We start from the raw sequence: 14,318 nt of genomic DNA, 5'->3' as shown, positions 1-14,318 counted from the left end.
GCCGCCAACCTCACTGCTCTGATGGCTGAGGTTGAAGCTGAGACCGTCAAGGACTTCCATCGCTGGACGTGTGAGCATCGTGACGAGTTTTGGCAGATGATGATCGCTCGATTGGGGATTTCTTTCACAGTGCCTCCGCGGGTGCTCTCGGAGGGCAGTCCGCAGGACACTCGCTGGTTACCGGGAGCCCAGCTCAATATCGCTGCTTCCTGTTTCCGGGCCAGGGCTGAGTCTGTGGCTGTCATTTATGAGACGGAGTCGGGACTCCAGTACCTGACCGTTGAATCACTTCGAGCCAAGGTACAAGCCTGCGCAGGAGGCCTGGCCCGACTCGGCGTCGGCGACGGTGTTCGGGTCGCCATGGCCATGCCGATGACGGTTGAGTCGGTAATCGGTTACCTGGCGGTCGTGTGGGCGGGAGGCACGGTGGTGTCGGTGGCCGATAGCTTTGCGGCTCCGGAGATTCGTAATCGGTTGAAGCTGGCCGACTGCGATACGGTCATCACCCAGGATGTGGTCATCCGGGGTGAACAACAGTTTCCGATGTACCAGAAAGTGGTCGACGCTGGCGCAGCCCGGTGCATTGTTGTTGAGACTGGGGCTGGCTTGCGCTTGCGGGACGCAGACTCGACCTGGACTGCACTCCTGGACGGAAAACCCATGGAAGAGCCGATCATTCGCCCGGTTGAGGGGTATACGAACCTTCTGTTCAGTTCGGGTACGACGGGCGACCCCAAAGTCATTCCCTGGGATCAGTCGCCGCCCATCAAAGCGGCAACCGACGGATACATCCATCAGGACATCAAGGCGGGCGATGTTGTGGCCTGGCCGACCAACCTCGGCTGGATGATGGGTCCATGGCTCATCTACGCAGCACTTCTCAATAGGGCAACCATCGCACTCTCGAGTCAGTTGCCCAACTCCCTGGAGTTCTGCCGCTTCGTGACCAAAGCCAACGTCACCGTATTGGGCGTCGTACCGGCCCTGGTCAAAGCCTGGCGGGCCGAGCCTGGCGTCCAAGAACTCGACTGGTCCTCCGTTCGGGTCATGACATCCACCGGTGAGGCTTCTACTCCCGACGATATGAAGTGGCTTATGAGGTTGACGAACGCCCCGGTCATCGAATACTGCGGCGGAACCGAGATCGGGGGCGGATACTTGTCGAGCACCGTAATTGAGTCCTTCGATGCTTCGACGTTTACGACTCCGTGCGCCGGGCTGGACATTCGACTGTTTGATTCCGGGCACGAGTCGCCTGATGAGGGGGAGGTGTTCATCGTGCCACCCTCGATCGGACTCTCCACCGTTCTCCTGAATCGTGATCACCGGACCGTTTATTACGACGGAGTTCCCGCGGCGAACGTGCCGCTGCGGAGGCATGGCGATCAGCTTCGCCGTCTCCCTTCGGGTCATTACCGGGCGATGGGACGGTCGGACGACACGATGAATCTTGGCGGGATAAAGGTCAGCTCAGCCGAAATAGAACGAACGGTGAACGCGATCGAAGGCGTTATCGAAAGCGCCGCCGTCGGGGTCCCCCCAGGCGACGGTGGACCCGATCGATTGGTGGTTTTTGTGGTTGCGCCGGGGGGAGATGCCGATGTGCTTCTTGTCCAGATGCAGGATGCCATCCGGAACCGTCTCAACCCGTTGTTCAAGATCGCCGAGGTGCGACTCGTTGAAGCCATGCCGAGAACCGCGTCCGCCAAGGTGATGCGGAGAATGTTGAGAGACCTCGTATGAAGACCATCGGCCTATTGGGTGGGATGAGTTGGGAGTCGTCCATCGAATATGAGCGGACGATCAACGAGTACGTTCGAGCCCGGCTCGGTGGATCGGCCTCGGCCAGTCTGATCATTCGCTCATACAATTTCGCCGAGATTCATGAGCTTCAAGACACGGGGGGATGGGGGGCGGCCGGAAAGCGACTTGCCATGGACGCGGCCCGGCTTGAGGAGTCAGGAGCAGAGATCATCATTCTGTGTACGAACACAATGCACCGGTTGGCTGATGAGATCGAGAACGCCATAACCGTCCCGTTCCTACACATTGCCGATGCGACCGCCATGGCCATTGTCGAAGATGGTGCACGGACGGTCGGGCTGTTGGGGACCCGGTACACCATGGAAGACGACTTCTACGCAGGGCGGTTGCGGGGTTTTGGTTTGGATGTCCTGGTCCCGGAACCCGCAGACCGAACCATGATTCACGACGTGATCTACGACGAGTTGGTCCGAGGCATCATCTCTGACGATTCCAGACTCAAGTACCTCCGGGTCATTGACGCCCTGGCAACAAATGGTGCGGAGGCGATCATCGCCGGATGTACAGAGATCGAACTGCTGGTTCGGCCGAGCGATCTGACGGTTCCGTACTACCCAACTGCCCGGATCCATGCAGAAGCCGCCGCCCGTCTGGCGCTTGAATAGGTCCGATTGAGGGCTGTGGAAGACGGCTAATGTCGCCTGATGTCCGGCCGCCCTACCTCGCCCCTTCGTAGATTCTCCGGATGGCGGATCCTTGCTTTAGCCATCGTGACTGCGGCCCTTTCGGTTCCCGGTCAGACCCTCGGCGTGTCGGTCTTCGTCGAATCCTTTATCTCTGATCTGTCTCTATCCCGGGATGCAGTTTCCCTGGCCTACCTGATAGGAACGCTCCTCGGAGCCCTGGGTATGCCGTTCGTCGGCCGGGCTATCGACAGGGTGGGAGTCCGCAAGGCCATGACCTGGATCGCCGTCGGCTTCGGGATCGGCCTCGTCTTCATGTCCGGCGTACAGGGCTTTGTCAGCCTGGCCATCGGATACGGGATGATTCGTTTCCTGGGTCAGGGATCGTTGAGTCTCGTATCGACCATTACGGTGACGCACTGGTTCGACCGTCGGCGCGGCCTCGCTCTCGGGATCATGGCCACCTCGGTATCGGCGCTCATGGCACTCGGTCCGATCGGTCTCAACCTCGTGATCGAAGCATATTCGTGGCGGTTGGCTTGGATCGTGGCCGCACTGATCGTCTGGCTGGTAGTTATTCCTATCGCCAGGTTCGGCATCATCGACAAGCCGGCCGTGGTGGGTCAACTTCCCGATGGCGGACCGGTCGAAGGTGAGATCGCCCTGCCTCCCCGAAAGTCTTTGACCCGGTCAGAAGCGGTTCGCACCCGTCGTTTGTGGGTCATACTGGCGGCCTCGGGTGCGACCGGGATGCTTAGCACGGCTCTCAATTTCCATCAGATCAGTCTCCTCGGCGAGGCCGGGCTCTCGGCGGGCGAAGCAGCCCTCATGTTTGCTCCGCAGGTGATTGGTAGTTCGCTGGCTGGACTCGGTTTTGGCGCTCTGGCCGACCGACTACACGGTCGTTGGCTGATAATGGCCGCGATGGCCTTGCTTGCCTCGGCCCTCTTGATGGTCAACTTTCTCAACTCGACTAGTGACATCTTGCTCTATGCCATCCTGCTTGGAGCGGCCGGTGGTGCCTCCAGGACGGTTGGAAGTGCCCTTCCTCCTCGCTGGTTCGGTACTGAGCACATCGGAGCCATTCAGGGGTTCGGGACGTTTACCAACGTAGCCTCGACCGCGGTCGGCCCTTTTGGCCTGGCGGTCATTTACGGGATAACCGGAAAGTACGGTCCGGCGCTTTCTCTTGCTGCCGTCATTCCGCTGGTCGTGTTGGTGGCGGCGGCGTTTACGAAAGCTGAGGAGTCTTAGTCGCCTCGATGGTGGGTCGAGGGCATGACGTAGTACCAATCGCGCCGTTCAGCACCGGAGTCCTTCAGATTCGCCTGCGCATGGTGTAATAGCTCCCCAAGTTTCGTACCCCGGTACAGCCACGACTCGGCCTGGCGGGCGGCGGGAACGTGGTCTGAGAGAGACAGTGCTGCCTCCTCATAGTACGAGCGCAAATCCATCGCGACTGCAATGTGGTCACCTCCAGGCACGTCGATCTCACTGAGCGGCGTCCCGTCGGCAAGCTTGATGAAGATCTCGATCATGCCGGCGACGTCGTCTGCCGTTCCAGAACGACCAACACTGGTGCGGCCCGACTTTTCGACGGTCCGGTTGTAGGCGGCGCGCAGGCCGAGCGCCTCATCGACTGCTGGATGTAGATCGGGGTCGAAGCGGGGTGGGATCGCACACGCCAGCATTTCGGAAGATGAGTCCTCAATGCTGATTGGGAAGTCAACCAGCACGGGTCCAGATGGCTCATTCAACAGGTCGAATGCCGCGGTGATTACCGACGTCTGGAACTCCGGGTCGAGTGGTTTGCCGAGTGGGCGTCCAAGAGGAAAGTCAACATACATGGCTCGCGGAGGAGCTGACCTTTCGATCTGACCCCGGACCAGCGCCAGTGCGACTGTGGCGAAGCCTTCTGCTTCAAAAATGTGAGCGAGCGTACCGACCGTACGCGTACAGAAAGGTCAGACAGGTGTGAGAAGGATGGTGTGGACTCCGTCCTCTCTGAGTAGCTGAGCGGCGGCTGGACCCGTGTCGAGTCGCATCGTGGCGAGGTTGTGATCCTTTTGAGCCCCCATAAACGAGATGTGCTGCCTGGCGACTGACCCGATCGTGCCGGCGGCGGCCATCTCATCGAGTCGATCTGTCGGAAGGACGGTATTGATGTCCAGGTTGAATCCGGACCGATCGAAATTGGGGCTGAAATGGGCGAACGACAGATCGTTGGTCCCATGAGGAAGAACGGTGAATCCTTCGTCTGACTGGGACCACAGTGTGGCGGTGTCGGTGCGCAGTCCGGCGGTGGTCACGAGCGCAACCCGTGATTCGGCAAGCGGTTTAGGAGTTGTCCAGGCGAGTGAATCGAACTCGTATACCGGGATGTCGTTCGCTCTGGCCCGGACTGCTGCGTCGCTCATCGTGCTCCTCGTTCTCGCTCTGTCGGTGAACCTAGTCGATGGACTGATTCGGGTCTGTCCTGACCGGTTAGGGTCATGGCGAAATGTCGGACACCCAACACACGCCCCTCCTTTGCCTGGCGAAGTGTGGCGATTCCGCGTCCATTGGCGAAGAGACGCGCACGACCCCGGGCAGGACGCCTGGCGGCGGTGGCCTTGACGCGTAGGCGGCGTTCTACTGTCGGGCTGCTGACCGCATTTGGCTTTGCGGTCCTCGCCCAGATCGGGTTTACGGATGGCTCTATCGGGCCCAGTTGGCCGGCGATGAGAGCTGAGTTTGGCCTGTCCGTGTCCGGGCTCGGAACCCTCACAGCTGTCCTGACGATGGGGTTTATCGCGGGATCGTTGATCGCGCCCCGCATAACCAGCCGGGCAGGCATCGGCCGTTCAATGGTGGGCGCCGTCGGACTGTCGGAGGTGGCGCTTTTTGGTTTTGTTCTGGCTCCAAACTGGCTGCTCATCAATATTGCCTGGTTTGTCATTGGATTGGCGGGGGGTTGGCTCGACGCCAGCATGAACGGCTACTTTGCGCGCTATCGATCGCCGCGAGCGATGAATCTACTGCATGGAATGTTCGGGGTGGGAGCCACCCTCGGGCCGCTCGTGGTGGTCATGGTTCTCCCTGCCTGGCGGTGGGCCTTTGTTGGTCTGGCCGCCGTCGGTCTGGTGCTCTTTGCGATCACTCTGGCCGTGTCGCCCCTGTGGAAGGCCGCGCCGGCTGAGATCGCTTCAACCGCTCGTCCCCCTCGCCGGTCGACTTTGGCAGCCTTCTTCTTCTATACAGGCATGGAGGTTGCCACCGGGCAATGGTCTTTCACCCTGTTATTCGAGCAGCGGGGCATGAGCCAATCCTCGGCCGGTCGGTGGGTGGGGCTTTTCTGGGCCGGCCTCACGATCGGGAGACTGGGGATGGGTTTCTTCGGCAAACGGATATCCGTCCGCACCGCCATCGACAGTTCGGTTCTCACGATCGCCGTCGGAGCCCTGATTCTGTGGCTCGATCCGGCGGGTTGGGGAGCGGTCGGACTCCCGGTGCTCGGCTTCGGTATGGCCGCAGTGTTTCCGGGATTGGTTTCGCTCACCCCGGCTCAGGTCGGCGGGTCCGGGACCGAGGCAGCCGTGGGCTATCAGCTGGCAGTGGCCGGTCTTGGGGCGGCCATTCTTCCGTGGGTCGTCGGAATTCTTGCTGAGCAGTTCACCATTGAGGTCCTCGGGCCGGTATTGGGTGCCAGTTGGCTCGTGCTGGCCTATGCATGGTTCCGGGCAAGGGTCGTTCGGGTTGCCTAGCCGGTTGCTTCTGATTTGGCGATGAGGTAGCCCTCGGCCCGTTCTGACTTTGGATATCTGGCCAGTAGCGCTTTGAAGGCGGGTCCGTGCCCGGATTCGGCCAGATGGGCTAGTTCATGGATCAGCACATAGTCGATTACCCAGTCGGGGAATTTGATCATTCTTGACGACAGCCGGATGCGTCCGGTGGCTGGTGTGCACGAGCCCCAGCGGTGGTTCTGGCGGGTCGACCAGTCCACCGATGTCGGGCGTGGCAGGTCGAACCTGTCTGCCAGTCGGTTGGCTCGTTCGGCGAGGCCGGGTTCGGACCTTGCCTTGGTGGCCAGTTTCGTTTGCATGACCTCAACCCAGTGGGCCTCTTGCTCAGCGGTGAGGCAATCGGGAACCATCACTTTGAGTATGTCGCCTTCCATCCGAGCCTGGATGGTCTTTCGGCGTTTGGCCGAGCGGATGACTTTCACTTCCATGACCCGTACGGTATCGGGTCGGTACGACAGAATCGAGTTGAGGAATTCACCGGCCCGTCAGGGCCGCTCGTCATAGACTGCGATTCATGACGATTACCACCGGACCGTTGTTGACCGATGAGGCTGAAAAGTGGTTCAGCGCCATGTCGGTTCCGTTCGCAGACGATGTCACCCCGGAGCGGCTTGAGCGAAGCAAGCGGCGCCATAGGTTGGATAGAGCTACCGCCGCCAAAGACGGCGACGAAATCGTCGGGACATTCGGATCGTTCTCGTTCCTCACCACGGTGCCAGGGGGTGAACTTCCGACCAGCGGCGTCACCGCGGTGGCGGTTCTTCCCACCCATCGACGACGTGGCATTTTGACTCGTCTCATGACCGAACATATCGAGGTTTGCCGCGATCGCAACGAACCTCTTGCTTCGCTCTGGGCCTCCGAGCCGGCCATTTATGGTCGGTACGGATTCGGCGTGACCGCTCGGCACTTTGACTTGAAGTTGACCGTTCAGCCGGCCATGTTTCGTGACCCAAGGCCGTCCGGGTTCGAGTTCCGGTTGATTTCATCCGAGTCGGCCCTGGACCTTTTTCCACCCATGTATGAGCGTGCTCGACTGTTGCGGCCCGGTATGTTTGCTCGCACCCCGGACTGGTGGAGAATTCTTCTTGAGGATCCGGCCGATCGACGCGAAGGGTGGAGTTCCCATCGTCGGGTCGTGGCGTCCGTGGGAGGTGAAGCTGTCGGTTACGCCATCTTTCGGGCTCGATGGAACGAACAAGACCGGCAAACGGTGCGAGTCTCCGAGGTGTTTGGGTTCGACGCGGCTGAGCGGGAGCTGTGGCGGTTTCTTACCGAAATGGACCTGGTTTCAGAGATCATCAACTGGAACGATCCGATTGACCGGTCGTTCGATTGGTGGTTGTCCAACCCTCGACTGGCGGTTCGCAAGACCGGCGACGCGCTTTACCTTCGTCTCGTAGATGTCGAAACGGCTCTCGGATCGAGGCAATATGCCGCCTTTGGAGATGTCACCGTGGATGTCACCGATCCGATCTGCCCGTGGAATGAGCGGACGTTCCGCCTATCCGTAACTGCCGACGGACCGACGTGTGAAACCGTTGACGCCGATCCAGACGTGCGGGTCGACGTCGCCGCGCTCGGGTCGGCGTACCTGGGTGACGCATCATTCGTCAGCTTGGCAACCGTCGGCAGGGCAACCGGAGATCCCGAAGCGCTGTCCCAGCTGGCCAGGATGTTCGCGTGGGACATTGCGCCTTATTGCCAGGAGATGTTCTAAGGGGGCGCCTGGTTGGCCTGTGGTCTACCACCCCGGGCCAGGGTGGGACATGGGTTGATCCGAACATCAACCTGGTGATGGCCGACGGCGGCGGCCGGCTGATCGGGAGGTACGTTTCGGCACGGTCGCGTGGTCCGGGGCGCATCCTGGTTGCCGGATGTCTCACTTGGCCGGGTTTCAGGTACCATTCCCGCCCGCATGGTTGCTTCCTCTTTTCGTAACATAGCTTTGATCGCGCACGTCGATCATGGAAAAACCACACTCGTGGATGCCTTGCTCCGGACCACCGGGGTTTTCGCGGCTCATGAACGGCCCGACGAGCGAGTCATGGACTCAAACGATCAAGAGCGGGAGCGTGGTATCACCATTCTCGCCAAGGCCGCTTCGGTTGAGTGGAAAGGCGTTCGGATCAACATCGTCGACACGCCCGGTCACGCCGACTTCGGCGGCGAGGTTGAGCGGGCTCTGGCGCTCGTAGACGGTGTGTTGTTGCTCGTTGACGCCGCCGAAGGACCCAAGCCCCAAACCCGATACGTGCTGCAAAAAGCCCTGGCGTTGGACTTGCCAGCCGTCGTTGTCATCAACAAAGTTGATCGGCCTGACGCTCGACCGGCCGCAGTCGTCGACGAGGTCTATCAGCTCTTCTTTGATCTCGATGCCGGGGAGCATCACATCGAGTTCCCGATTGTGAGCGCCATTGCCCGCCAGGGACTCGCAATCGCCGGGATTGGCGTGCCGGAACCTGACGGCGATTTGAGTCCGTTGCTCGACACCATTTTGGATACCATCCCATCATCGACGGGCGACCCTGATGCCCCGCTTCAAGCGTTGGTCTCAAGTCTTGACGCGTCGGATTATCTCGGCAGGATGGCGATCGGGAGGGTCATCCAGGGAACGATGAAATCGGGCAGCCAGATCGCAGTTTGCCACGGCCGCGAAGACGAGGCGCCGATCAAAAAGCGTCTCACCGCGCTCATGGGTTTTGAAGGTCTACAGCGCATCGACGTTGCCGAGCGCACCGCCGGTGATCTGTTTATCGTGGCCGGGATCCCCGAAGTTGAGATCGGTGACACCCTGGCCGATCCCATCAATCCGGTGGCGCTCGATCGGTTGTCGGTCGATGAACCCGTTCTTCGGATGACGTTCGGGGTCAACACGTCGCCGTTGGCCGGTAAAGAAGGCAAGTTTCTCACCTCACGGCAGATTCGCGATCGTCTCGAGAGGGAGATCCTCGGAAACGTATCGATTAAGCTCGGTGAAACTTCGTCGCCGGAAGTGATCGAGGTGGCCGGTCGTGGTGAGCTGCAGCTGGCGGTGCTCATCGAGTCGATGCGACGCGAAGGTTTCGAGCTTCAGGTCAGTCGTCCCGAGGTGGTGGTCCGTGAGATCGACGGGAAACGTCAAGAGCCCGTAGAAGAAGCCGTGATCGACGTTCCGGACGAGTACATCGGGACGGTGACCCAGACCCTGGCACCCCGCAAGGGTCAGGTCCTGGATATGGCCCCGGGCGATACCGGTAGAACGATTATCACTGCCACGGCACCCGCCCGGGGGCTGTTGGGGTTCCGGTCGCTAATGATGACCGCAACCCGCGGGACGGCGATGGTTCATCAGCACCACATTGGCTGGATGCCACTTGTTGGTGACCTTCCGCACCGCCAGGGCGGGGCAATGATCTCGGATCGCTCTGGCGAAACGACCGGCTTTGCTCTCGACAACCTTCAAAAGCGTGGAACTCTTTTCCTCGGCCCCGGAGCCCCCGTGTATGAGGGGATGATCATCGGGGAGTCTTCACGACCTCAGGACCTTCCTGCCAATCCGGCCAAGCCGAAACAGCTGACCAACATCCGCTCGGCAGCAGCCGATGACGCTATCAAGCTGACGCCTCCCAAGATTCTCACACTCGAGCTGGCGATCGAATGGATCGGTGACGACGAACTTGTCGAGGTTACGCCGAAGTCGATTCGGGTTCGCAAGCGTCATCGCACCGAATCGGACCGGAAACAAGCGGCCAAAAAGGCTGATCTCTAGTCCCGATACCGGATGATCAGTCGCGCACTTCGATTGCGCGTGACGTAGTTCCACGCCCATTGGGTCAGGACGAGTAGCCGGTTTTCGAATCCGATCAGAAACCACAGGTGCACAACGAGCCACGCCATCCAGGCCGGCCACCCGTGCAATCGGAGCTTGCCGAGTTCGGCCACGCCTGATCTGCGACCGATCGTGGCCATCGTGCCCTTGTTTCGATACGTGAAGACCGGTGGCGTCCTACCCTCCATCCGATCGACGATGGTGTCAGCGGCATATCTGCCTGCTTGGATGGCGGCCGGGGCAACGCCGGGGACGGGTCGTGCTTCCGAAACGGCGTGGGCGAGGTCTCCAAGTACGAATACTTCCGGATGGCCGGGTACCGTGAGCTGGTCCGAAACCATGACTCGACCAGAGCGGTCGAGCCCATCCCTTCCGACCAGCTGAGCTCCTAGCGGTGAGCCCGAAACGCCGGCTGCCCAAACGATTGAGGCGGCATGGATGGTTTCTGACGTGGTTCCGTCGGTCATTGTGACCGAATCGCCCGAAATGGCGGTGGCTTGCCAATTGGTTCTCACCTCCACACCGAGTTTGGCGAGCTGGAGGGCCGCTCGGTTGGACAAGTCGCCGGCGAACGCCGGAAGGACTGCTGGTCCAGCCTCGACGAGGATGACCCGTGCGGTTCGCGGGTCGATGGCTCGGAAGTCTCGTCGGAGCGTGTCGCGCGCCATCTCGGCGATCGTTCCAGCCATCTCGGCACCGGTTGGCCCACCACCGATGACCAAGAAGTTCAAGCTGTCAGGGCTGTGTGACCGTTCGGCATGTTCGAAGGCTTCGAGTATGGAGGCCCGAATGCCAGTGGCGTCCCTGAGTGTTTTGAGTCCTGGCGCCGACGTTTCCCACTCGTCATGTCCGAAGTAGTGATGGGTGGCGCCGGTGGCCACAATCAGCGTGTCATAGGGAATGAGACCACTGGTGGTTGTGACGCTCTTGTGGTCGACATCAACGTCGGTAACCGTATCAAGGATGACCCTGACGTTCTTCTGGCGTCGCAGTATGTAGCGAATGGGGGAGGCGATGTCAGCTGGTGAGAGGCCACCCGTGGCAACTTGATAGAGGAGCGGTTGGAAGAGGTGGTAGTTCGAGCGGTCGATGATGGTGATCGCGACCGGTGCCTGTCTGAGTCGCTTGGCGGCATTCAGCCCCGCAAACCCGGCACCGACGATGACGACCCGGTGCGTCAATCAAGCCACCGGAGTCGGACCCAGGCCCGCTCGTGACAAGCCGGACAGATGATCCAGCGGCTGTACTTCTTGCCAGGAATCCAGGCTGAGAACCAGCTGATGCGGGCTACGACGTCGAGGAGATCTGTTGAGGTGGTCGCTCCGCACCGGGAGCATTCGATGCGGATGCCCCGTGGATCGGCGCCTGAGAACAGGGCATCCTTCCCCGGGGCGCGGTGATGTTCGTCCGTAGATGGCGCCTCGAACAAGGCCCGCTTGCCGGTGTTCACAATCGACCAAGAATCGTCTGGACGAGTTGCCGGTAGGCAACGCCGGGTTTCGAATTCGGCGCGTACGTCAAGACTGAGCGGCCAAAGCCAGGTGCTTCCGCTACCCGCACCGACTTGGGAATCGGAGGGTCGAGGATTTCAAGTTTGTACTCGGTGCTGATTGAGTCCACGACCTGGTGCGACAAATTCGTGCGGCCGTCGAACATCGTGGCGATTCCCCCCAACACCTTGAGGTTGTCGTTCGTGTAGCTCCGCACGTCTTCGATGGTTTCAAGGAGCTGGCCGACGCCTCTTTGCGACAGGGTCTCGGCCTGGAAGGGAACCAGCACGTATTCGGCTGCGGTTAAGCCGTTGATGGTGAGAATGCCAAGCGACGGTCCACAGTCGATCAGGATGTTGTCGTAGTCCGACTCGATCTTCCTGAGAGCCTTGGCAAGAGCGAACTCTCGGCCGGTTTTGGTCATGAGATGAATCTCAGCTCCCGCCAGATCGATAGCTGAGGGAGCGAGGTTGAACATCCCAGCGTCAACGATCACCTCGGCGAGGTTGGTGCGTTTCACGAGAACCTCGTTGATCGATTCGGGAAGCGCTTCGGGGTCGATTCCACATGCGTACGTAAGGCTGGCCTGAGGGTCGAGATCGATCGCCAGGATCGATTGGCCAAGTTCTGCCAAGCCTTCGGCCAGTGCATGGACGGTGGTGGTCTTGGCCACTCCGCCCTTCTGGTTCGCCAATGCGATGATCGCCATGCCCAAGATCCTAGGCGACAGCCGGATGGTCCAGTCCGTGCGTAGACTAACCAAATGGATTGGAACCCCGGGCTCTATGAGCCGTTTCGCCGTCATCGGGAGCGACCTGCACCAGATCTCTTTGGATCGATTTCGATCGAGGACCCGCAGCTCATATACGACCTCGGGTGCGGCACCGGTCGCATTACCCGAGAGCGGGCCGAGCGCCGAGGTAATCGGACTGGACATTTCATCGGCGATGTCGAGCCGGGATTCCAGTAACGATCCTGCCAATATTCGCTTCGAGTTGGGCGACATTGCCGGCTGGGAGCCGTCGGTGGCTCCTGATCTCATCTTTTCGAACGCTGTTTTGCACTGGTTGCCCGATCATGAGGTTCTGTTTCCGCGGCTGGTTGGGACTCTCAGCCCGGGGGGCACTTTCATGTCCAGATGCCGCGCAACTTCGCCGAGCTCGACCACCGCGTCATCGAACAGGTCGTCCATGACGACCGCTGGGCTGGGCGACTGAGCTCCCGGTGGTCCGAAGCAAGGGTGGGCACTCCTGAGTTCTATCTTGATCTTCTGGGTCCCGTCAGTGCCCAGCTCGACGTCTGGGAGACTGTCTATTACCAACGCCTGGAAGGGCCGAACCCGGTAGCCCGCTGGATCGAGGGGGCTGCCCTCCGTCCGTATCTGGCTGCTCTGGGGCAAGACCGGGACGAGTTCATGGGGGCCGTGCGCCAGCAGGTCCTCGCCGCCTATCCACCGGGGCCGGATGGAACAACCCTCTATCCGTTCAGACGGTTGTTCGTCTGCGGTGTCACACGTACCTGAAGTGGCATACTTCATGCATGTTCTCTCGTTTCCCCGTACCTGACCTCGAATCATTGCCTGACGATATGCGCGGTCGGATCGTGGAGGTTGCCGCCAAGACCGGATTCATCCCCAACGTCTTTTTGGCTCTCGCCCATCGCCCTGAAGAGGCCCGCGCCTTCTTTGCATACCACGACGCCCTCATGGATAAGGCTTCACCTGCTCTTTCGAAGGCGGATCGCGAACTGATCGTGGTGGTCACCAGTTCAGCCAACGGTTGTCTTTATTGTGTCGTCGCTCATGGGGCGGTATTGCGGATCCGATCGAAGAACCCGCTTTTGGCCGATCAGGTAGCTACGGATTGGCGCAAGGCCGACCTGGATGATCGTCAGCGGGCCATCTGTGACATCTCGGTCCGATTCGCCCGGACGCCGGAGTCGGTCACCGCATCAGATTGGGAAGGGCTGAGAGTTCACGGTCTCGATGACGACGACATCTGGGATGTAGGTGCGATAGTCGGTCTGTTTGGCCTGTCGAACAGAATGGCGCACCTGACCAACATGCAGCCGAATGAAGAGTTCTACACGATGGGCCGGTAGATATTTGATAGTCGTCGCCGAAGGCGTTTAGCTTCGTGGATGGTCCCCAAGGCTGGAAGTCCGTCTCTTGACGCTCCCTTGGCTTAGAGGAAACGTCGGCTCTGGATGCAGACGGCTCGGGGGTTGGCGAAGACCAACGGACTGTTGTGGACGCGGGTGTTCGGCGACCGGGTTCTCCCGGTCATCGAGGTTGCTTGATTAGTTTGGGTTGGTGTTGTGGTGGGCTGGCTTACCCCGTCACCATGCGGGGGTCAGATTGGACTGGGCTTTTATATTGCCCGGTGGGCGACCGGCCGTCGGGCGGTGGCCTGCTAGTTGGGTGGGGCGCGGTTGGGGCGTTGGAGTCTGAGTCGTTGTCTTGGTGAGTCGGGGTTGATGGTGAACCCTCGTTGGTGAATGACCACGTGGTGATGGAACCAACACAGCGTGACCAGGTTTTCGGCGTCGGTGGGGCCCCCGTCGGCCCAGTGGACCCGATGGTGGACTTGGAGGCGGTAGCGGGAGGTGCACCCGTCAACCGAACATCCGTCGTCTCGGCCGTGGACGGCCCGGCGAAGCCGCCTCGGGATTTTGGGTGACCTGCGGCCGACGTTGAGGGTTTCACCGTCGCTGGTGAGCCTCACATAATCAATGCCGGCGCCGGTGCAGATGAGTTCGTCGATCGTGTTTGGTCCGACGATTGGACCGG

16 protein-coding genes are annotated in these 14,318 nt (G+C 60.5%); 9 read left to right on the top strand and 7 right to left on the bottom strand.

The window, feature by feature from the left end; genetic code table 11:
- The 3 genes from JJE47_03005 to JJE47_02995 form a co-directional block, all read left to right on the top strand.
- On the top strand, nt 1-1,743 hold a 1,743-nt coding region (locus tag JJE47_03005), incomplete at its 5' end, for an AMP-binding protein (GenBank protein MBK5266378.1).
- Nucleotides 1,740-2,429 carry an aspartate/glutamate racemase family protein gene (locus JJE47_03000; protein ID MBK5266377.1) on the top strand — a complete coding sequence of 230 codons (690 nt, stop codon included), beginning with the start codon at nt 1,740-1,742 and terminating at the stop codon, nt 2,427-2,429. The genes JJE47_03005 and JJE47_03000, both read left to right, overlap by 4 nt.
- A 105-nt stretch (nt 2,430-2,534) precedes the next feature.
- Nucleotides 2,535-3,701 carry an MFS transporter gene (locus JJE47_02995; protein ID MBK5266376.1) on the top strand — a complete coding sequence of 389 codons (1,167 nt, stop codon included), beginning with the start codon at nt 2,535-2,537 and terminating at the stop codon, nt 3,699-3,701.
- On the opposite strand, the gene JJE47_02990 is transcribed toward JJE47_02995, so the two are convergent.
- A complete protein-coding gene (locus JJE47_02990; protein MBK5266375.1) occupies nt 3,698-4,294 on the bottom strand; it encodes a hypothetical protein in 597 nt (198 codons plus the stop codon). The two genes, JJE47_02995 and JJE47_02990, sit on opposite strands and share 4 nt — an antisense overlap.
- A gap of 117 nt (nt 4,295-4,411) precedes the next feature.
- Nucleotides 4,412-4,864 carry a hypothetical protein gene (locus tag JJE47_02985; protein ID MBK5266374.1) on the bottom strand — a complete coding sequence of 151 codons (453 nt, stop codon included), beginning with the start codon at nt 4,862-4,864 and terminating at the stop codon, nt 4,412-4,414.
- 195 nt (nt 4,865-5,059) lie between these two features.
- Between JJE47_02985 and JJE47_02980 the strand changes: the two genes are divergently transcribed.
- Nucleotides 5,060-6,190 carry an MFS transporter gene (locus JJE47_02980; GenBank protein ID MBK5266373.1) on the top strand — a complete coding sequence of 377 codons (1,131 nt, stop codon included), beginning with the start codon at nt 5,060-5,062 and terminating at the stop codon, nt 6,188-6,190.
- Here JJE47_02980 and JJE47_02975 read toward each other — a convergent pair.
- Nucleotides 6,187-6,657: a M48 family metallopeptidase gene (locus JJE47_02975; protein ID MBK5266372.1), complete on the bottom strand. Its 471-nt coding sequence runs from the start codon at nt 6,655-6,657 to the stop codon at nt 6,187-6,189. The genes JJE47_02980 and JJE47_02975 overlap by 4 nt on opposite strands.
- 86 nt (nt 6,658-6,743) lie before the next feature.
- Between JJE47_02975 and JJE47_02970 the strand changes: the two genes are divergently transcribed.
- A complete protein-coding gene (locus JJE47_02970) occupies nt 6,744-7,949 on the top strand; it encodes a GNAT family N-acetyltransferase (protein MBK5266371.1) in 1,206 nt (401 codons plus the stop codon).
- Between the two features lie 198 nt (nt 7,950-8,147).
- Nucleotides 8,148-9,980, top strand: a complete 1,833-nt coding sequence (gene typA / locus JJE47_02965) for a translational GTPase TypA (GenBank protein MBK5266370.1) — start codon at nt 8,148-8,150, stop codon at nt 9,978-9,980.
- Here the strand turns inward: typA and JJE47_02960 are convergent.
- The 3 genes from JJE47_02960 to JJE47_02950 are packed head-to-tail and all read right to left on the bottom strand — an operon-like array spanning nt 9,977 to nt 12,239.
- Nucleotides 9,977-11,221, bottom strand: a complete 1,245-nt coding sequence (locus JJE47_02960) for an NAD(P)/FAD-dependent oxidoreductase (protein MBK5266369.1) — start codon at nt 11,219-11,221, stop codon at nt 9,977-9,979. The two genes, typA and JJE47_02960, sit on opposite strands and share 4 nt — an antisense overlap.
- Nucleotides 11,218-11,490, bottom strand: a complete 273-nt coding sequence (locus tag JJE47_02955; GenBank protein ID MBK5266368.1) for a hypothetical protein — start codon at nt 11,488-11,490, stop codon at nt 11,218-11,220. The genes JJE47_02960 and JJE47_02955 overlap by 4 nt, the downstream gene beginning before the upstream one ends.
- Nucleotides 11,487-12,239 (bottom strand): ParA family protein, encoded by a 753-nt coding sequence (locus tag JJE47_02950; protein MBK5266367.1) that lies wholly within the window; start codon nt 12,237-12,239, stop codon nt 11,487-11,489. Before JJE47_02950 ends, JJE47_02955 begins: the two co-directional genes overlap by 4 nt.
- Nucleotides 12,240-12,315: 76 nt before the next feature.
- On the opposite strand from JJE47_02950, the gene JJE47_02945 reads away from it, so the two are divergent.
- From JJE47_02945 to JJE47_02935, 3 genes are read left to right on the top strand one after another with little or no spacing between them, the layout of a single operon-like run.
- Entirely contained in the window at nt 12,316-12,747 is a 432-nt protein-coding gene (locus JJE47_02945) for a methyltransferase domain-containing protein (protein MBK5266366.1), read from the top strand.
- Complete coding sequence (locus tag JJE47_02940) at nt 12,669-13,052, top strand: hypothetical protein (protein ID MBK5266365.1); 384 nt, start codon at nt 12,669-12,671, stop codon at nt 13,050-13,052. Before JJE47_02945 ends, JJE47_02940 begins: the two co-directional genes overlap by 79 nt.
- Nucleotides 13,053-13,069: 17 nt before the next feature.
- Complete coding sequence (locus tag JJE47_02935) at nt 13,070-13,630, top strand: peroxidase-related enzyme (GenBank protein MBK5266364.1); 561 nt, start codon at nt 13,070-13,072, stop codon at nt 13,628-13,630.
- Nucleotides 13,631-13,941: 311 nt separating this feature from the next.
- On the opposite strand, the gene JJE47_02930 is transcribed toward JJE47_02935, so the two are convergent.
- Nucleotides 13,942-14,318, bottom strand: a 377-nt coding sequence (locus tag JJE47_02930; GenBank protein ID MBK5266363.1) for an HNH endonuclease, incomplete at its 5' end; no start/stop codon positions are given.

It is taken from the genome of Acidimicrobiia bacterium (genome assembly GCA_016650365.1).
Taxonomy (GTDB): domain Bacteria; phylum Actinomycetota; class Acidimicrobiia; order Spongiisociales; family JAENVV01; genus JAENVV01.
The sequence above is the reverse complement of the archived record's forward strand: the minus strand, read 5'-3'. Positions and strand labels throughout refer to the sequence as shown.

Coding starts and splice junctions, on each gene's coding strand:
- JJE47_02970 (MBK5266371.1), top strand. CDS start 6,744: ATGACGATTACCACCGGACCGTTGTTGACCGATGAGGCTGAAAAGTGG.
- JJE47_02990 (MBK5266375.1), bottom strand. CDS start 4,294: ATGTATGTTGACTTTCCTCTTGGACGCCCACTCGGCAAACCACTCGAC.
- JJE47_02945 (MBK5266366.1), top strand. CDS start 12,316: ATGAGCCGTTTCGCCGTCATCGGGAGCGACCTGCACCAGATCTCTTTG.
- JJE47_02975 (MBK5266372.1), bottom strand. CDS start 6,657: ATGGAAGTGAAAGTCATCCGCTCGGCCAAACGCCGAAAGACCATCCAG.
- typA (MBK5266370.1), top strand. CDS start 8,148: ATGGTTGCTTCCTCTTTTCGTAACATAGCTTTGATCGCGCACGTCGAT.
- JJE47_03000 (MBK5266377.1), top strand. CDS start 1,740: ATGAAGACCATCGGCCTATTGGGTGGGATGAGTTGGGAGTCGTCCATC.
- JJE47_02950 (MBK5266367.1), bottom strand. CDS start 12,239: ATGGCGATCATCGCATTGGCGAACCAGAAGGGCGGAGTGGCCAAGACC.
- JJE47_02940 (MBK5266365.1), top strand. CDS start 12,669: ATGCCGCGCAACTTCGCCGAGCTCGACCACCGCGTCATCGAACAGGTC.
- JJE47_02935 (MBK5266364.1), top strand. CDS start 13,070: ATGTTCTCTCGTTTCCCCGTACCTGACCTCGAATCATTGCCTGACGAT.
- JJE47_02985 (MBK5266374.1), bottom strand. CDS start 4,864: ATGAGCGACGCAGCAGTCCGGGCCAGAGCGAACGACATCCCGGTATAC.